The sequence below is a fragment of the Limnobacter alexandrii genome (genome assembly GCF_005871185.1).
Lineage (GTDB): Bacteria > Pseudomonadota > Gammaproteobacteria > Burkholderiales > Burkholderiaceae_B > Limnobacter > Limnobacter alexandrii.
Window position 1 is genome coordinate 228159 of record NZ_SWKN01000006.1, and the last position, 17627, is coordinate 245785.

General features: G+C 51.5%; 16 protein-coding genes. 3 read left to right on the top strand and 13 right to left on the bottom strand.

Features of this window, described 5'->3' with window-relative positions:
- The 13 genes from FCS97_RS01345 to FCS97_RS01405 all read right to left on the bottom strand — a co-directional run bounded on the left by FCS97_RS01345 (window position 1) and on the right by FCS97_RS01405 (window position 14364).
- Window positions 1–903 (bottom strand): glycosyltransferase family 2 protein, encoded by a 903-nt coding sequence (locus FCS97_RS01345; protein WP_138515904.1) that lies wholly within the window; start codon window positions 901–903, stop codon window positions 1–3.
- Between the two features lie 4 nt (window positions 904–907).
- Window positions 908–2167 (bottom strand): O-antigen translocase, encoded by a 1260-nt coding sequence (locus tag FCS97_RS01350; protein WP_171035120.1) that lies wholly within the window; start codon window positions 2165–2167, stop codon window positions 908–910.
- Window positions 2168–2181: 14 nt separating this feature from the next.
- Window positions 2182–3282 (bottom strand): DegT/DnrJ/EryC1/StrS family aminotransferase, encoded by a 1101-nt coding sequence (locus tag FCS97_RS01355; protein ID WP_138515908.1) that lies wholly within the window; start codon window positions 3280–3282, stop codon window positions 2182–2184.
- Complete coding sequence (locus FCS97_RS01360; protein ID WP_138515910.1) at window positions 3279–3686, bottom strand: sugar 3,4-ketoisomerase; 408 nt, start codon at window positions 3684–3686, stop codon at window positions 3279–3281. Before FCS97_RS01360 ends, FCS97_RS01355 begins: the two co-directional genes overlap by 4 nt.
- Window positions 3673–5586: a polysaccharide biosynthesis protein gene (locus FCS97_RS01365; RefSeq protein WP_138515912.1), complete on the bottom strand. Its 1914-nt coding sequence runs from the start codon at window positions 5584–5586 to the stop codon at window positions 3673–3675. Before FCS97_RS01365 ends, FCS97_RS01360 begins: the two co-directional genes overlap by 14 nt.
- Window positions 5583–6761 (bottom strand): DegT/DnrJ/EryC1/StrS family aminotransferase, encoded by a 1179-nt coding sequence (locus FCS97_RS01370; protein ID WP_138515914.1) that lies wholly within the window; start codon window positions 6759–6761, stop codon window positions 5583–5585. Before FCS97_RS01370 ends, FCS97_RS01365 begins: the two co-directional genes overlap by 4 nt.
- Before the next feature lie 2 nt (window positions 6762–6763).
- Complete coding sequence (locus FCS97_RS01375; RefSeq protein ID WP_138515916.1) at window positions 6764–7402, bottom strand: NeuD/PglB/VioB family sugar acetyltransferase; 639 nt, start codon at window positions 7400–7402, stop codon at window positions 6764–6766.
- 1 nt (window position 7403) lies between these two features.
- Window positions 7404–8000, bottom strand: coding sequence for a sugar transferase (locus tag FCS97_RS01380; RefSeq protein WP_138515918.1), 597 nt, complete (start codon window positions 7998–8000; stop codon window positions 7404–7406).
- The gene (locus FCS97_RS01385; protein ID WP_171035121.1) at window positions 7997–9028 is read right to left on the bottom strand and encodes a glycosyltransferase family 4 protein; all 1032 of its coding nucleotides are present in this window, start codon (window positions 9026–9028) and stop codon (window positions 7997–7999) included. The genes FCS97_RS01380 and FCS97_RS01385 overlap by 4 nt, the downstream gene beginning before the upstream one ends.
- Before the next feature lie 91 nt (window positions 9029–9119).
- Entirely contained in the window at window positions 9120–9998 is an 879-nt protein-coding gene (locus FCS97_RS01390) for a glycosyltransferase family 2 protein (protein WP_138515922.1), read from the bottom strand.
- On the bottom strand, window positions 9999–11063 hold the full coding sequence (locus FCS97_RS01395; protein WP_212746427.1) for an O-antigen ligase family protein: 1065 nt from the start codon (window positions 11061–11063) through the stop codon (window positions 9999–10001).
- 149 nt (window positions 11064–11212) lie between these two features.
- The gene (locus FCS97_RS01400) at window positions 11213–12295 is read right to left on the bottom strand and encodes an AI-2E family transporter (RefSeq protein WP_138515926.1); all 1083 of its coding nucleotides are present in this window, start codon (window positions 12293–12295) and stop codon (window positions 11213–11215) included.
- A 65-nt stretch (window positions 12296–12360) separates the two neighbouring features.
- The gene (locus FCS97_RS01405; RefSeq protein ID WP_138515928.1) at window positions 12361–14364 is read right to left on the bottom strand and encodes a S8 family peptidase; all 2004 of its coding nucleotides are present in this window, start codon (window positions 14362–14364) and stop codon (window positions 12361–12363) included.
- Between the two features lie 240 nt (window positions 14365–14604).
- Here FCS97_RS01405 and FCS97_RS01410 point away from each other — a divergent pair, with 240 nt between their 5' ends.
- The 3 genes from FCS97_RS01410 to FCS97_RS01420 all read left to right on the top strand — a co-directional run bounded on the left by FCS97_RS01410 (window position 14605) and on the right by FCS97_RS01420 (window position 17604).
- Complete coding sequence (locus FCS97_RS01410; protein ID WP_138515930.1) at window positions 14605–16599, top strand: PhoX family protein; 1995 nt, start codon at window positions 14605–14607, stop codon at window positions 16597–16599.
- A gap of 182 nt (window positions 16600–16781) precedes the next feature.
- Window positions 16782–17246, top strand: coding sequence for a DUF4864 domain-containing protein (locus tag FCS97_RS01415; RefSeq protein WP_171035123.1), 465 nt, complete (start codon window positions 16782–16784; stop codon window positions 17244–17246).
- A gap of 1 nt (window position 17247) precedes the next feature.
- Entirely contained in the window at window positions 17248–17604 is a 357-nt protein-coding gene (locus tag FCS97_RS01420; protein ID WP_138515935.1) for a HesB/IscA family protein, read from the top strand.
- Window positions 17605–17627: the final 23 nt, after the last annotated feature.

The following is a 17627-nucleotide window of genomic DNA, read 5'->3' on the forward strand; positions in this document are numbered from 1 at the left end:
TCATCCCCTAAATTGTAAAACTCGCAAACCCAAATGAAACAGTCGGTTTAGCTTGGCAAAAAGCCAAGACAATTGAGGCGAATTTTTCTGTTGTAAACGATAGGGCAACGTTCGAAACCAGAGGTAGTTTCTAAGCCAAGGTATCGCCGTATTTGCATAAATATCTGACTCTGTTCTTGCACAATCTGAGCGAATCAACATTTGATCTACTCCGGGTGTGTATTGATTCTCTCCGCGCCCGCGAAAACGATAAAGATGCACCACGTTGTGCATGTACCCAAAGCGTTTCGTTTCAGCAATTTTAAGGGCTGACCAGCGATCTTCAAGCGAATACTCGCTGGGGTACGGACCAAAACTTCGAAATACCTTTGTTTTTCCAAACAACCGACACCACGGTAAACCCCAAACGTAGATTAAATCGAGCATCAAAAAGAACTGGATTTTGAACAGAATATTTTGAAACCCATTAATAACACGCGCCTTGATGGTACTGCCTTGCAAATCGATAATTGCACAATTACCCCATACAAAATCTTTGTCAGAATTGCGCAGCATGTAGTTGCGTTGCAAATCAATGGCCTCGGGTGCCAATAAATCGTCTGACGCGAAATGTGTTAGGTATTCACCGTTGGCCAAAGCAACCAACTTATTGAGGTTGCCATTGATTCCAAGATTCACTTCGTTCTCGATTAGCTGCCAAGACTCAAAATGACGCCCATGCTGCTCAAGCCATGTTCGACAAACCTGAATGGAATTGTCTTTGGATTTGTCGTCACAAACAATCAACTCAACCTTTGACACGTCGGATTGCAACAGACTTTCCAGTGCAGGAACTACAGTGGCTTCATGGTTGTACATAGCAACCATGACCGTCACAATTCCCTTTTTTTCGTGTGAACTCATTTTTTTACATAACCATTTTCGAGGGTAGGTCTTTAACAATTACCAGCCAGCAATAAAGCCAGAATAAAGCGGAGTTAAACGCCTGAGCAAGTAAAACCCCTTCGATTCCATGATCGGCACCAAGCCAGAACCCAAGTATCAGGAAACTGAGCCCAAACAGAAGCTCGGCTAGGACATACCATTTCACCATGGCTTTACCAAGCATGACAAAACCGAGTACCCAGCTTCCAATCTTGAGGAAATCTCCCAGCAATTGAAGCGGATAATACACTTCCATACCGGCGAAACTCGAATCAAAAAGAATCGGCGTAATTTGAAAACGCAGAAGGTAAATTGCCATTGCCATTAAAAAAGCAGCGGGCAAGGCGAGTTGGTAAACCTTGATGATTTCTCGCTTGAGGGCAGACCAGCTTTGCGTTTCCGACACTCTGGGCAACAGGTATACGCTGAGTGTCGTGGTGATAAACATGAGGTACACATCGCTAATGCGGGTCACTGCATGCCATTGCCCTACCGGGCTGGCACCCTGAGTTTCAATCAGAAAATTTCGAATCGTAATTTGAACCGCAGGCGCGACCAGTGCACCCACCAAGGCCATCAAACCGAAGCCAAGCAGTTTGCGTAACTCGGAAAAATCAAAGCTGACAAATTGAAACTTAAGTTGAAACCAAGGCTTTTTGATTAACACCGCAATAGTCAATAACCCCACCACAGCCTGACTGATTGCAAGCGCCACCAACGCACCATACAAACCTTTCCACATCGCCAAAAGCGATGCGATGGCTGCGCCGAGGATTGAAAGTGCAATGTTCAAGCTGACGTAGTTAACAACTTCTTTGCGACCATTTAAAACGGCCAAACCAAGGGAGTTGATAGCAAGTAAGGGCAGCGCTGCGGCCAGCCAGAAAAAAACCGATTGATATTCATCACTGCCTAGCAACTGAGTGGAAAGTTGCCGGGAAAAAAGGACGATCGACACACCACACAGAAGTGCCACGCCAAGGCCGAACACGAAAGCAGTAGACCACAAACGATTTTGTGCAGACTGGTCGGCGCCATACTCCGCGGTGTACTTGGTTACGCCATTTTGAATGGCCTGCCCCGCCAAGGCCGACACAATGACCAATGCCTGCTGGAACTGACCTATCAGTGCATAACCAGATGGGCCCACATAAATAGCCAACACTTTGTTCAAGCCAAGTGCGGTCAGAATTTTAACAATGACCGCGATGGCGTTGAGCAAACTGGTTTTGATAAGCCCCACGATTGGCCTTTGTCTTAGCGGAAAAAACTACACACAGACTGAATGACGTGTTCAATTTGTGACTGTGTCATGGTGGGGTCGACCGGCAGGCTTAGCACTTCCTCTTGCAATACTTCAGCCAAGGGAAAGCTACCTTTACCCAGGTGCAAGTGCTGATAGGCTTTTTGCAAGTGCGGCGCAACGGGATAGTGAATGACGGTGCCCACACCACACGCATTGAGATGATCTACCAACGCTGTACGTTGCGATGAGCGAACCACATACAAATGCCATACTGGTTCTTGCGCCGAATCAAACTGGGGCAGAGAGAGAGGCAAACCTTTGAGGCCTTCGGAGTATTGTTTGGCAATACTTTGTCGAATTTGATTTTGACGATCCAGATCGCGAAGCTTGATTCTCAGAAATGCGGCTTGCAATTCGTCGAGACGGCTGTTGTAACCAATTTCGTCGTTGAAATACTTGGTGGCGGAACCATAGTTGCGAAGTGTTCGTATTCTTTCAAACAAAGCGGGATCATTGGTTGTGACTGCACCCCCATCGCCCAAAGCACCCAGATTTTTGCCAGGATAAAAACTGAAACCCGCAGCATGGCCTAAACCACCAGTTCGCTGTCCCGATAAACGCGCGCCATGTGCTTGCGCGGCATCTTCAACGACTTTCAATCCGTGCTTCTCTGCAAGAGTCATGATTGGGTCCATGTCCGCAGCCTGTCCGTATAGATGTACTGCAATAATTGCTTTGGTACGCGGTGTAATCGCTTGCTCGATTTGCGAGGGGTCAAGATTGTAAGTATGCGCGTTTGGCTCAACGCCGACCGGGGTTGCACCAACATGGCTGGCGGCCAACCAAGTCGCGATGTAAGTGTTGGTAGGTACAATGACCTCGTCGCCTGGGCCAATATCCATGGCTTTCAAGATCAGAATGAGCGCATCAAGTCCGTTGGCTACACCCACCGCATGAGGAACTTCGCAATAAGCGGCGAACTCTTTTTCAAATGCCTCAAGTTGAGGGCCCATGATGAACCAGCCAGAATCCAGAACCGCTTGCTGAGCTGAGGCGAATTCAGTTTGGTATTGGCGATTGATTGCGCCCAGATTTAGGAAAGGTACCTTCATGATTGACTGACTTTAAGAAAATCGTCGTAGTTGCGGAAGTAATCGGACTCATCATATTTCTCAGATGCAAGCACCATACAAACAGAACCAGAGGAGAAGTTATACAAGTCTCGCCAGATCATCGGCGGAATGTACAGCCCATAGTAGGACCGATTCAGGTGAAATTCTTTCTTCTGTTTCCCGTCATCCAGCAACACTGAAAAACTGCCAGACATTGCAATCATGAGCTGGTGCAAGGCTTTGTGACCATGCGCAGCACGGCTTTCACCGCCGGGCACGTCATAGAGGTAGTACACACGCTTGATATCAAACGGAATGTGATTTTGACCTTCGACAAAGGTGAGGTTACCCCGAGGATCTGAAATTTTGGGCAGTTCAATAATTCGACATTCACTGACTGACATTGCCTGCCTCCTGAAGATAAATATTTGTTTGATCATTCGCCAAATCAAGTAATAGCTTTTTAGCATCGCTTTCTTGATTAGCATTTAATTGTTCAAACAATTTTGAGAACACTCGTACCCATTGATCTGCGCTCAGCCCCACCTCGTGCGCACGCATAATTTTCGGATGTGCTGTTTTCTCAGCCCCCGCGCTGTCTATCAACAATTCTTCATACAACTTCTCGCCCGGGCGTAATCCTGTGAATTGAATTTCAATATCACCTTTTCCATCGGCTGTTTTTTCTGTAAGCCCAGCCAAGCTGATCATCTTTTTGGCGAGGTCCACAATTTTGACGCTTTCACCCATGTCGAGCAAAAACACTTCACCTCCCTTTGCCATGCTGCCCGCTTGAATCACCAACTCAACCGCTTCATGAATACTCATGAAAAAACGATTGATCTCGGGATGAGTGACAGTGATTGGGCCGCCCTTCTGAATTTGTTCTTTGAACAATGGAATTACACTGCCGGATGAACCCAATACATTGCCAAATCGCACGGCACAGAAAATCGTTCTGTTGTTCTGTGTACTTGCGACTTGCTGAATAGCCAATTCGGCCCAGCGTTTGGTGGAACCCATTACATTGGTTGGCCGAACGGCCTTGTCAGTGGAAATGAGTACGAAGGTTTCTGTACCGAATTCTGCTGCCGCTTTGGCCATGTTTTGGGTGCCCAGGATATTGTTTTTAACGCCTTCGGATATATTACTTTCGACCAAGGGCACATGCTTGTGTGCTGCCGCGTGATAAACAGTTTGAACGTGGTAGGTTTTAAATACGTGCTGGATCAAATCCGCGTCAGCCACCGACCCCAAACAGGGCACCACTGGGCAGGCATTCAAATCTTCCACTTTTCGGTGAACCTGGTATAGCGCTGGCTCACTGTGATCGAGCAAAACTAACTGCTTGGGCGAAAGTGCCGCAATTTGGTGGCTAAGCTCGGAACCAATACTGCCGCCAGCCCCGGTCACCAACACAACCTTGCCAGTGATGCATTTGTGAAGCAATGCGGGGTCTGCGGCGATGGGATCCCGCCCCAACAAATCGCCCACATCCACCTCGCGAACCAGACTAACCAGGTTACGACCACTCACGATGTCGCTTAATCCGGGGAGAATACGCACCTTCAGCCGGTGTTGCTCGAGCAGTTCAACCACTTCACGGCGCTTGTCGCTACTGACATCGGGCAGGCATACAATGACGCTGGACACTTCGTAGTGTTCAATCAACCAAGGCAATTGAGTCACACTGTGTACGCGAAGACCACCAAGGTCTTTACCAACCAGGTTGGGGTTGTCGTCTACAAATGCAGCGGGAAACAGTTTGTCGCCTTGCAACAGGCTTGTGGCCAGTTGATGCCCGGCCTGCCCTGCACCATAAATCAGAATTTGTTCATTGCTGTAACGCTTGCGAAGCGGCAACCACAACAGCCACCGCGCACCAAAACGCGAAGCCGCCACAAAACCGGTCGCCAGCATGAAATAAAGCAGGGGAACCGAACGAGGCACGCCCTCAAGCCCGCGCATTTCAGTCATAAAGGCAACACCTGTCCACAGCAAGGTTGCGATACCCATTGACTTAACGATGGCCAATAAGGCCTGCTCACCCACATAGCGGATAACAGAGCGATACAAACCGTTGATCACAAAAATGGGCGCAGCAATAACCGGCGCGAGCAGAAACAAGGCGAACTGTTCAGCGGAAGGTTCGTACCAGTACCCCAAACGCAAACAGTAAGCCCCCCACACAGCAAAAAACAGGCATATAAAGTCGACCACGATAGTGATGATTTGCTTGGTACTGCGTGGCAATGCAGTCGCGACACGCGACATGCGCACCGCTGCGTTGTTGGGTTTATTCATGGTTTGACCGCCTGCGCCATGACACGCTGAAGTACGCTAAAGGTTTGATCAATGTGCTCGGCCGCCAAAGTGGGATGAACTAAAAACATGAGGCTGGTTTCACCCAAGCGCTGCGCGTTGGGCAATCTTTTTTCTGGTCTGAAGGGCGTTGAGTCAAATGCTTTTTCGAGATAGACCTCGCTACACGAACCCGAATAACAAGGTACACCCAGTGCATTGATTTCAGCGAGAATGCGATCGCGACTCCAATCGGTTTTCAGTGCTGACGGTTCGACGAACACATACGCTTTGTATGCAGCATGTTCGACGTTAGTGGGTATTTGTGGCACGCGCAAACCGGGGATATGGGAGGCGTGCTGCCAAATGCGCATGGCATGTTGCAAGCGTGTGGCATGCCACTGGGGCATGCGGCGCAATTGAATTCGACCAATCACGGCCTGAGTTTCAAGCATGCGCCAGTTGGTACCAAAGCTTTCATGCAACCAGCGGAAACCTGGAGGATGCTGACGGTTATACACCGCGTCGTAACTTTTGCCATGGTCTTTCATGGACCAAACCCGATTCCAAAGCTCCGGGTTGTTGGTGGTCACCATGCCGCCCTCACCGCCAGTGGTCATGATTTTGTCCTGACAAAACGACCAGGCCGCAATGTCTCCAAACGAGCCCACCGCCTGGCTATCGCGCAAGGCGCCGTGCGCTTGCGCACAGTCTTCGATCAGGTATAGGTTTTCTGATTTCGCAATTTCGGCCAGGCCTTTCATGTCACAAGGCCAACCAGCAAGGTGAACACACAAAATTGCTTTGGTTTTTTTGGTGAGTACCGGCCTTACTGTACAGGGGCAAATATTTTGCGAATTAGGACAAACATCAGCAAAAATCGGTGTTGCGCCAGCTTGCACAATGCTACTGACCGATGCGAGAAATGTACGTGAGGTAACAACTACTTCATCACCCGGACCAATGTTCAGCGCTTTCAATGCGGCATCCAGTGCCAAAGTGCCATTGGCCAAGGCCACCGCGTACCGGGTTTGAGAGAACGCTGCAAACTCCGATTCAAAATGGCGGCATTCTTGCCCGGTCCAGTAGTTGACTCGATTGCTCAGTAACGTATCTCGAATGGCGTCTGCTTCTTCGGGGGTAAAACTGGGCCAAGAGGGAAATGAGGTGTCGAGCATGTTTACACCTTGGGCCTTGCGGGATTGCCCACAACCACAGCACCAGCAGGAACACTTTTTGTAACTACGGCCCCCATGCCCACCACTGCGCCCCGACCGATTACAAGAGGCTTGCCCGGCAGTCCCTGTTTAATGAGCGCTCCGGTGCCAATGTAAGCGTAGTCTTCAATCACGACGTTGCCATTGCAATGAACACTGGGCGCGAATGTGACGAAGTCGCCAATAATGCAATCGTGTTCTACATAGCTGTAAAGGTTGGCGTGAAAATGTTTGCCAATTCTGATGTTGCTTGTGAAGGTCACGAAGGGGCTCAGTATCGCACCCTCTGCAATTTCCACTTCGTCCATTTCAACCACATTGTGTGCACGAGCCTGCACAAAACCAATACCGTCGGCAGTACAACGAAGGGCCAGCTTTTCACGGATGGTGCAATTGGCAATGGCCAAACACACCTTTTTGCTAAGTGCAGGATGCTTTAAAAACTCAGCATAAGTAAGACATGCGTGACCGTTGAGTACTTCAGCGGGTGGCTTGTCATCGACAAAAACCAATTCAGCGCTTTGCGCATGCTGTGCACGAAGCAAAGGCATGACACCCCTGCCGCAACCGCTCGCTCCGTATACACCAATCAAATTTGCCATATCAATTTTTTCCTGACCCGGTGAATTTGCTGACCGTGGCCTGACCTTCTTGCTGAATACCCTCACGCTTTAGCACCTTGGCTGCAGTGAGGACAATAATTTTCATGTCGAACCAGAACGATTGATGGTCGACGTAATACACATCGAGCTGAAAACGGGTTTCCCAATCAATCGCATTGCGACCGTTAATTTGCGCCCAACCAGTAACCCCGGGCCGAACCTCGTGCCGCCGGTATTGCTCGGGGGTGTACAAAGGCAAATATTCCATCAACAAGGGCCGGGGCCCGACCAAACTCATGTCACCTTTGAGAACGTTCCACAACTCGGGCAGCTCGTCCAGGCTGGTAGAGCGCAACAGTGCGCCAAATGAGGTCAAACGATCGGCATCAGGCAGATAATTGCCCAATTCATCCTTTTGTTCGGTCAAGGTTCGAAACTTGACCATTTTAAAAGGTTTGCCATGCAAGCCGGGACGAATTTGAGTGAAAAAGATGGGACTTCCCAGCTTTGCACGTACCAATAACGCCACAAGCAGCAAAATTGGGCTAAAAGCCAACAGTACAGAAAAGGAAACGATTACGTCGAATATCCGCTTCATGACTGCGCCACCAGAAAATTAACCAGAAATGTGGAGACTGCGTGCTGAGAAAATTGAAGCAAGGCACGCTGCCGCGCAGCTTCACCCATCAATTGTCGCTTGTCAGGATTTGTGGACAGGAACAACATTGCATCCGCAAGTTTGTTTGCATTGCGCACCGGAACCAGCAATCCGGTTTCCCCATCCACCACAGCATCGGACAATCCATAAATGTTGGTGGCCACCGTAGGTGTGCCGCAGGCCGCAGCCTCAATGACCACGGTTCCGAACCCTTCGCGATAGCTTGGTAGCACAAACACATCCGCGGCGGCCATGTAAGCTTCTGGTTGACTGGTTTTACCGGCAAAGCAAATCTTTGGATGGGGTATGGCCGATTGCTCAATATGCTCTTCATCGGGCCCAACCACCAGCAAGGAACTTTCTGGAAATTGTTTGTTGACGTAATCGAAAGCCTGGAGCAATTCGCTGATGCCTTTGTCGCGGGTTAAACGCCCGACGAATACAAAAAGAATATCGCCTTCAGGTACACCATGTTTCTGCCGCACGGGCAGTAGATTGACAGCCTCGGGTGAAAAGCGTTGGGAGTCAACGCCAGAAATGGAGCCCTCGTGAATGCAGTGAATACGCCCCTCAGGTGCGATTCTTTCACTTTCCAGAAAATCAATTTGACTTTGACTGTCAGCCAGGGGGGCTGTGCTAAGGGTAGCAATGAGACGGTCAAGTGCCTTCAAGGCAAGCCGCACCATGCCTTTGCGTGTAGCCCACACTTGACCGGTAAAAATATGAACCCGAACGGGAATACGATTGAACCACGCCGACAAAGCGCCCAACAAACCTGCCTTGGGCGTGACGGTGAGCATGATTTGAGGTGACAACTTGCGAACCAGACGGATCATCGCCAGCAGACAAGCGAGATCACTGAAAAGTGAGGGCTTTCTGCGAATGGGCAAATTGATAAATCCCAACGCCGACAGGGCCGGGTGTTTCTCAATAAACACCTGCCATTCATTGTTCAAATTCGGAAACATGACTGTGGTGTCAAAATGCTCCGAAAGGTATTTAAGGTGTGTGATTAAGAATGCATCAATGGTGAGAGGCGACGCCACTGCCAGTAATAGTTTAGGCTTCATAAGAGGCCTTTTTAATGTTACCAAGAATCTCGTTCAGATCTTTTTGCAACTGATGAGAGACTGGCGAATTTCCGCGAAGCATCAACATTAAGCGATTCAATTTAAGCAAATGCAAAACATATGCAATTGCAAGCTTGGATAACTGCACGATTCCAAAACGCAAACGCAACCAAACTGGGATATTCAGTTGACGGTTCAATGTAATGAACCTGAACTTACTGAGATAGACCTGCTTGAGTTTGCTGAAATGTACATTGCCCTCTTCCCGATAAACATATAGGTACTCGTTCAGAGCCTTGACACGAAGATCACCTCGGCTGGCAGCTGTTACGAACAACTCATAATCTTCAATTCTTTTTGAAGCCGGGTTGTAGCGATTTCTCAAATACCAGGATTTTCTGACCAAGATCGATGCATGAACTATCTGGCAACGACCATGAACCACATCCCCCAGTGTAAGAGGATACGGAATGATTGAATTTCTGGCGCCTTTAAGCTCAAGTTGATTACTCACTGAGTAGAGACCGGTACAAACTAAGTCGATTGACTCGTTTTCTTGCAAAACTTTAAGTTGTTTTTCCAAACGCTGCGGGTGCATTAAATCATCGGCATCCATCCGCATAATGAGGTCAAATTTTGCTTCGTCAACAATTTGATTAAGCCTCGCGGGCAACCCCTTGTTAACTCCGTCAGATAGCACTCTAACCCTTGGATCCTGAATCGATTTCGCGATCGACAACGACCCATCCCGGCTACCATCATCAATCAAGATGAGTTCCCAATCGCTTACTGTCTGGGCTACAACAGATTGCACTGTTTCCAGAAGAGTTGCTTCCGCATTGAATATCGGTATGCCGATAGTGACCATTTATCTATCGCTCGCTTGACTGTACGCTGCTGCCAAAAACCCGGAAACCAAAATCATATAAAGCGTGCGCTCGGCGCTGTCGAGCAGGAATGAATTGAATAAATTGCCAAAAGCAAACGTGGCAAACAATGCTGTGCTGGCTAGCCTAGCGGGTTCAGTCAAGCTGTAAATGGACAAATAGTGTGCTGTTAACATGGCCAGAAACAACAATGGCCCGATCAGCCCGATTTGAGTCAACAGCAAGAAAAACTGGTTGTGTGGGTTGTTGTGCGGTGGCACGCCCATGGGCTCGGCATGTTTTAAAAACTCGGATGGGTAAGCACCCACGCCGGCGCCCGCAACAGGATGTTCCTGAAAAATTTGCAGGCTGATGTGCCACCAGCTTAACCGGGCACCCATGTCTGTGTTTTCGTATTTGTCAGGATTCCAGTTAACCACTTCGTTGTAGGTTTTGTCCACACGGCTACTGACTGTTTCCGAACCGAAGTAAGCCACATTCGCAACAATTGCCACCACGGCGATTGCGATCAGCCCTCCCTTCCAGCTGAATTTCATAAACAGATAAACAAGCAGGGGTAGCACTAAAGATACATAGCCGATGCGGGCGTGCGTCATGTTCAAAAGATTAAACACTGCGAGTACGGTGAACACCACCGCCAAGGCATACAACTTCTTTTGGCTGGCGGGATTCTTCTCGCCCAAGGCAAGGGCCCAGGAAAAATACAGACCCAAACACAGCACGATGGATTGCGTGGTGTGCAATTTGAAGACCGTGGGGTACAAAGGATCTACCGAGGGAAAAGCCTTGAGCAACACGGCCACTTCAAGCCAAATCCCATACGACAGCAACAAGGTAAGCCAGGCTGACAAAACAAATGCGAACAGCACCTTCCGGAGTGCACCTGGATAGGCGAGAAACAGACCAAATACAAACGGTGCCATAAGCAAAGTTGAGTATTTGCCGAGGTAATGCATAGAATCATCGAAACTGCCTTTGGTCCATACAAGGCTAAACCATAGCAAAAGTGCCAGCACCACCCCAAGCAAAAGGAGCGGCTGCTGCAAGGCTGCTTTCAGCCGAGGTTTTAAACCCGGGATAACCACTGAAGCGATGAGTGCAAGCAGCAAAAAAACATTGCTTGGGCCAGGAGCGATCGGCAAAAAAAACGCCGCCCCCGCTAAAAACCAGGCCGGGTTGACCCGTTGAATAAAACTCAAACCCACCCCCACCGTTGCCAGTGCATTTTAAGGAATGCATAGGTGACTGGCGCGGTAATCAGCCCGGGCAAGCCGAAGGCCACTTCGCCGAGAATAATGGCGATGAGCATTTCAGGCACGCTGGCGCGCACGTTGCGGCCAATGATGTAGCCGTTCACAAAGTATTCAAGTTTGTGAATGATGAACAGGTACATGACTGAACCCATGGCCACGAAAACGCCGTAGCGAATGGTGAGCACCAGAATAAGGGTGTTGGCCATGATGTTGCCTGCGGCCGGAATGAGGCTGGCCACGGCCGTGAACATCAGCAGCAGTTCGCGGAAAGGCAGCACCACATCGAATGCGGGCAAAATGCCGTACACAAACACGGCGGTGCAGAAGGTGTTCCAGATGCTGACATACACCTGCGCGCCCATGAGCAGGGTGAAACAGCGCACATAGCGTTCAAGCGTTTCAAGCCAGGCCTGCGCCAGGGGTTTGTAAGGGCCGCGCTGCCCCGGTGAAGCGGGTGCCATTAAAGCGGCAGACACACCCAGAATAAGTGCAAACACAAACTGCAGGAAGATGAAGAAGCTGGCACCGCCGAAGCTGCGCACATAGCCCACGAAATCGCTGTCGTCTTTGCTGATCATGCGGAACAGTTCACTGGGCTTGCCGGGAATGTGTTCTTTGATTGCCTGGGGCAAGCTGGCGGTCACCGAGTTCAAGTTGCGCAGGGCTTCTTCGACCAATTGCGGGCCTTGCTGGGCCATGGTGGCCAGCACAAACCGGACACCGCTGTTTAGCCCAATGCCCAGTAGCACCACGGCTGCGGCCACCACTGCGGTGGTGAGAAAAGTAGGCAGCCAGCCAAACAGCCCGCGCATGAAGGGGCCGTTGAATTTGTTGATGTGGGGTTGCAACAAGTGCACGAAGCCCCGGCGGGTGAAGCGGGTCAGCGCAAAAATGGCCAGGCCCGCAATAAGGCCCACGCCTATTTTTAGCGACAACATGCTGGCCCAAATGGCCAGAATGCCAACAACGGAGGCGTATTCCCACCGAATGGCGTGATTGTCTTGGTGCTGTAAGGGGTTGGACATGGAATCTCTTGGCTGCTTATGGGGTTAGGTATGACCAAGGTTTTCCAGATTCTATCCCAACTTGGTCAGTTCACCCCGTACAAGCGGCGCCAAAGCGCGAGGAAGATGCCTAGCCCCAACAGTCCGGCCAACCCCACGCTTCCACCGCCGCCACCACCGCCAGCGCTTACCGAAGTGGGCGCCGGAGTGACAGACCCACCAGAGCCAGCCTCACCCGTGCCGGTGCCCCCGCCTACAGGGCTGCCGCTGGGCGTGAAAGTACGCTCATTCTCGCTAGCATTGGCCAGGCGAACCACGCTGGTGTTGCTGCGGTTGGTGGCTGTGTCGGTTACGGTGAGTGCAAATTCAGCAATATTGCCTGCCATGCCCGACTGCACTTGCAAGCTGCTGCTTGTGGTGCCAGCCAGCACCACCGGGTTGCCGAACACCTGTTGCCAGCGGTAGCTAAGGTTGGCGCTGCCACCTGCACTGTTGGTGGACAAATCGGCATTCAGGATAAATGGCCCATTGCTGGCTACCACTGCCGATTGCGGCACATTGGCGACGGGCAAGGGGTTGCTTAGGCCTCGGGCGGCATTGATTGCGGCCAAGGGGTTAAGCAAACCTGCCCCACAGGCGGTGGGGGTGCAGTCGAGACGACCGAACAAACCAACCGAATTGCTGGCATTGGCTGGATAAGGCAAGGCATTGTTGCGCAACAGTGTGTCGATTTGGCTGGGCGTTAAACTGGGGCGCGCCGCCTTGAGCAGGGAAATGGCGCCCGCCACCATGGGTGCCGAAAAACTGGTGCCTGCAAACAAAAATGTGGTGCTGCCATTCGGGTTGGGGGTAGAAGTACCGGTGTTGCTGGCGCCCACATACAGGCCGTTGGCATTGCCCGGTGCATGCAGGGTCAAGAAGCTGCTGCTGCCGCCTTTGGCCGAATAATTGGCCAGTTGTCCGTCTTGCTCTGCCGCGCCGGCGGCAATGGTGCCCGCGCAGTTGGCAGGGTACTGCACTGCGCCACCCGAATTGTTGCCTGCTGACACCACCACCGACACATTGCGTGCCCGTGCGTCGGCAATGGCTTGGGCCACCATGTCATTGGTGGCGCAACCGCCACCGAACAAGGGTGTATCGGTGGCAAAACTTAAGTTGATGACATTGGCAGGGTTGGGGTTCACGCCGATGGTGGGGTCAACCCGGCCAGAACCGGTGGCCCAGTAAAAGGCATCGACAATATCCGAACTGGTGGCAATACCACACCGGCCAGAAACCCGCACTGGAAGCACCTTGGCATTCCAATCCATACCAGCCAGAAATTGCCCGTTGTTCGACTGCGCGGCCGCCACAGAGGCCACGGTGGTGCCATGCCAGGAACTGGTGGTTGACCCATCGGGGCAATTAAAGCCGGGGGGTGGCGCATCGCCGGGATCAGACGGATCGGGATCGCGGCCATCGCCATCATTGGAACCTGAATCGAATACGGTACCGCTTTCGCGTGCCCCCGTGGGCGGGGTTACGCGGCTGACAAAGTCGTAACCGGGAAGCAGCCGGCCTTTCAGCTCGGGGTTGTCAAACAACACGCCTGAATCGAGCACTGCAATCACCACGTTGCTGCTGCCACGGGTTTGTTCCCACACGTCTTGCATGCGCAGCGAGGCGTACGCGCCAGTGTTCATGTAACTGGCTTGATTTGTGGCGTAGGCGCCGTCGTTCGGGGCGGGCACCGCTGTGCGCTGCAATTGAATATCAGGACTTGCAAAACGCACCCCCGGCAGGGCTTGAAGCGCTGCGCGAATGGCTTGTGGCGTTTGCAGGCTGCCCAGCACGGGCAGGCTTTGCATTTCAACCAGGTAGCTGTTGGGTTGCAGCAAGGGGCGAACCATTTTTACGGGCACGCCAAGCGTGGATTGAAGTTGCTGCACCATGCCGCTGGGCACAAGGCCTGAAGAATCGCTGCCCACATTGATCACCCAACGCATGGGGGTTGGCGTGGCTGTGGTGGTAACCGCACTGACTTGTGCCGCAGCAAGAGAGGGAAGCGCGCAAATTGCCGCCACGATGACCTGTTTGATTGGTGCTGCCACTGAAACTACTCCGAAAAAGCCGGTTTGATCTAATTGTACCCACCCGCACTCCGCATGGATTCAAATTAGGTTTTGTCGCGTCATGTCATCGACAGACATGCGACTAAACGCCTTACTTTCCCCGTTATTTTTGAAATTTTTATGACATTGCCCTGCTCGGCCGGTTTGTCACATTTCTGCATACAAAACGCGATTAGATACGCGTGCTTTTTCAATCAAATAACTTTAGAGAGTTGAGAGATGTCATACAAACTTGAACCGGAAGACATTGGTGTAAACACCGCCAAGGAATTGAGCCTGACCGAGATCGTAGAACGTGCGATCAAGGTGAACCAGGGCCGTCGCAATGTGTTGAAAAGTGGTGCTGGTCTTGCAGCGTTGTCAATTTTTGGTTTGAACGCCTGTGGGTCTGACGGTTCGGTTGCTGCAACGGCACCTGCCAACACCGAAGTGGCTTTTGCTGCAGCTGCTGCATCGTCTGGCGACACTGTGGTGGTGCCCGATGGCTATGTGGCTGAAATTCTCTATCGCTGGGGCGATCCCTGCGTGGCCGGCTCACCGGAATTTGCAGGCGACCTGAGCGAAACATCTGCCGTGGCAGAACAGCAAAGCGGCGACAACCATGATGCTATCAACTTTTTCCCGTTCCGCAATTCGGATGGTAGCGAACGCAACGATGTAGGCCTGCTGTGTATCAACCACGAGTATATCAATGCCGAGTACTACTACGACAAGCTGGTAAGTGACTCTTCAGTGGCCTTCACTTTTGAAGATGCGCGCAAGGGTCAGGCCGCACACGGTGTATCGATCATCGAGGTGATGCGCAACAGCAACGGCACCTGGACAGTAAACCGCAACTCCACATTCAACCGCCGTATTCATGGCAACACGCCCATTGACATTACCGGCCCAGCCCGCGGCAATGTTTTGCTGCAAACCGCAGCCGACCCAACAGGCACCCGTGTATTGGGCACCTTGAACAACTGTGGCGCAGGTCAAACCCCTTGGGGCACTTACATTACTTGTGAAGAAAACTTCAACGGCTACTTTGGCGCGAATGGTGCATTCACGCCCAACGCGCTGGAGGCACGTTATGGTTTGAATTCCAACGGATTTGGCTACCGTTGGCACGAAAGCGACCCTCGCTTTGACATGAATGCCAACCGCAACGAACCCAATCGTCACGGCTGGGTTGTAGAGATCGACCCATTCCGCCCCGCCAGCACTCCCAAAAAGCGCACTGCACTGGGTCGCTTCAAACACGAAAACGCAGAACTGGTGATTGACCCAACCACGAAGAAAGTGGTGGTTTACATGGGCTGCGACGAGCGTTTTGAGTACGTATACAAGTTTGTTTCCGATGCTGCGTTCGACGAGGACAACATGGCCGCCAACGCCGACATTCTGGACGCAGGTACTTTGTACGTGGCCCAGTTTAACGACGACGGCACCGCTGGCGACGGCGTGGGTGTGGGCACATGGATTCCATTGGTATTCGGCAACCCAGGCCTGACCGCAGCAGACGGCTTTTTGAACCAAGGCGATTTGTTGGTGCGCACGCGCCAAGCCGCGACAGCGGTGGGCGCAACCCGCATGGACCGCCCGGAATGGGTAGCCGCCAACCCCAAGAAGCCTGGTGAAGTATTTGTCACCATGACCAACAACAGTGCCCGTACGGCTGGCCAGGTGGACGAGGCCAATCCACGCGCCAACAACATTTATGGCCACATCATTCGCATCAATGAAACGAATGAAGATGCCACTGGCACAACATTTGACTGGAACATCTTCCTGCTGGCTGGCGATGCTGGTCAGGAGCTGTTCAACAGCCCAGACGGCTTGCAGTTTGACCGTTTGGGTCGCCTGTGGGTGCAAACCGATGGCAACTTCAGCAACGTGAATGCATTTGCGGGGCATGGCAACAACCAAATGCTGGTGGCCGATCTGGACGAGGGCACTGTACAGCGCTTCTTGGTGGGCCCGTCTGGCTGCGAGGTTACCGGCGTAACCTGGACACCCGACATGCGTACCATGTTTGTTGACATTCAACACCCCGGCGAAGTGGGCAGCCACCCCAACGCCATTAACCCGGCAACCGGCGCCCGCTACACAGAGGCAGAGTTGATTGCTGACCCCACTGCTTTTTCAACATGGCCTGACGGCGCGACAGCAAGCCGCCCACGCTCGGGCACAATTGTTGTACGCCGCACAGACGGCGGGATTATTGGCACCTAAGCCTCTGTTTTAAAAAGGCTTAACTGCAAAAGGGCAGGCCTGCTTTAGAGCCTGCCCTTTGTATTTTCTGGCTTGCGAAGATTCGCATTTCCATGCAAACTAAAAATTCCTAAATTTGCTCAGGTAGTTCGCAAATGCCAAGTGACAGTTCTTCTCGCCCCCCCTCAAATAGCAACAAGAAATTGCAGTTCGACAAAGAAAACAGCTTTCGACAACGAATATGGAAAATCTGGCTGATAATTTTCGCAAGTGTTTTAACCGCTGCCTTTACAACCAGCCTGACCCACGCCAGTGAAGCAGACGACAAGAAAGAAACCCGCGCAGTAATCGAAGCCCAACTTGAAGCCTTTAAACAAGGCGATGGCCCCAAGGCCTTTTCTTACGCAACCCCCAATATTCAAACCATGTTTGGCGATGCCGATACCTTTATGCAAATGGTGCGCGACGGCTATGATGTGGTGTATCGCCCTGCCTCGGTTCGCTTTGTGAAGTTTGAGACCGATGGAATGAATGCACTACACGCGGTGCAGATGATTGACCGCCAGAAAACGCTTTGGAACGTATACTACGTATTGCAGAAGCGCCCGGACGGCAGTTGGAGAATTTCCAGTTGCGAGACCGAGAAAGCGGAAACCGACCTGATTTGACATGACTATTGAAGCAGCAACCCCCACTTGTAACATTGCCTTGACCGACGCAGCCCAGGAACGAATTCTGGATTTGCGCGACAACATGCACAAACCGGCGATGATTCGCCTGTACGTGCAAGGGGGCGGTTGTTCTGGCTTTGAGTACAAGATCGACCTTGCGAAGGAAACGGACGAGGACGACATTCTGGTGGAAATCAACCCTTACATTCACATTTATGTAGACCAGGTAAGCGCGCCCTACCTGGAAGGCACCACCATTGACTACGAAGCCCACACCCTGGCCTCACGCTTTGTGTTTAACAACCCGCAGGCCAAAAGCACCTGTGGTTGTGGATCAAGCTTTTCAGTGGAATAAACCACAATTTGTTTCTGGTTCTA

Bases quoted from the DNA above. Each gene is read 5' to 3' on its own strand.
- FCS97_RS01365 (WP_138515912.1), bottom strand. From the start codon at position 5,586: ATGAATAAACCCAACAACGCAGCGGTGCGCATGTCGCGTGTCGCGACT.
- FCS97_RS01390 (WP_138515922.1), bottom strand. From the start codon at position 9,998: ATGGTCACTATCGGCATACCGATATTCAATGCGGAAGCAACTCTTCTG.
- FCS97_RS01385 (WP_171035121.1), bottom strand. From the start codon at position 9,028: ATGTTTCCGAATTTGAACAATGAATGGCAGGTGTTTATTGAGAAACAC.
- FCS97_RS01370 (WP_138515914.1), bottom strand. From the start codon at position 6,761: ATGCTCGACACCTCATTTCCCTCTTGGCCCAGTTTTACCCCCGAAGAA.
- FCS97_RS01400 (WP_138515926.1), bottom strand. From the start codon at position 12,295: ATGTCCAACCCCTTACAGCACCAAGACAATCACGCCATTCGGTGGGAA.
- FCS97_RS01420 (WP_138515935.1), top strand. From the start codon at position 17,248: ATGACTATTGAAGCAGCAACCCCCACTTGTAACATTGCCTTGACCGAC.
- FCS97_RS01380 (WP_138515918.1), bottom strand. From the start codon at position 8,000: ATGAAGCGGATATTCGACGTAATCGTTTCCTTTTCTGTACTGTTGGCT.
- FCS97_RS01360 (WP_138515910.1), bottom strand. From the start codon at position 3,686: ATGTCAGTCAGTGAATGTCGAATTATTGAACTGCCCAAAATTTCAGAT.
- FCS97_RS01355 (WP_138515908.1), bottom strand. From the start codon at position 3,282: ATGAAGGTACCTTTCCTAAATCTGGGCGCAATCAATCGCCAATACCAA.
- FCS97_RS01410 (WP_138515930.1), top strand. From the start codon at position 14,605: ATGTCATACAAACTTGAACCGGAAGACATTGGTGTAAACACCGCCAAG.
- FCS97_RS01345 (WP_138515904.1), bottom strand. From the start codon at position 903: ATGAGTTCACACGAAAAAAAGGGAATTGTGACGGTCATGGTTGCTATG.
- FCS97_RS01375 (WP_138515916.1), bottom strand. From the start codon at position 7,402: ATGGCAAATTTGATTGGTGTATACGGAGCGAGCGGTTGCGGCAGGGGT.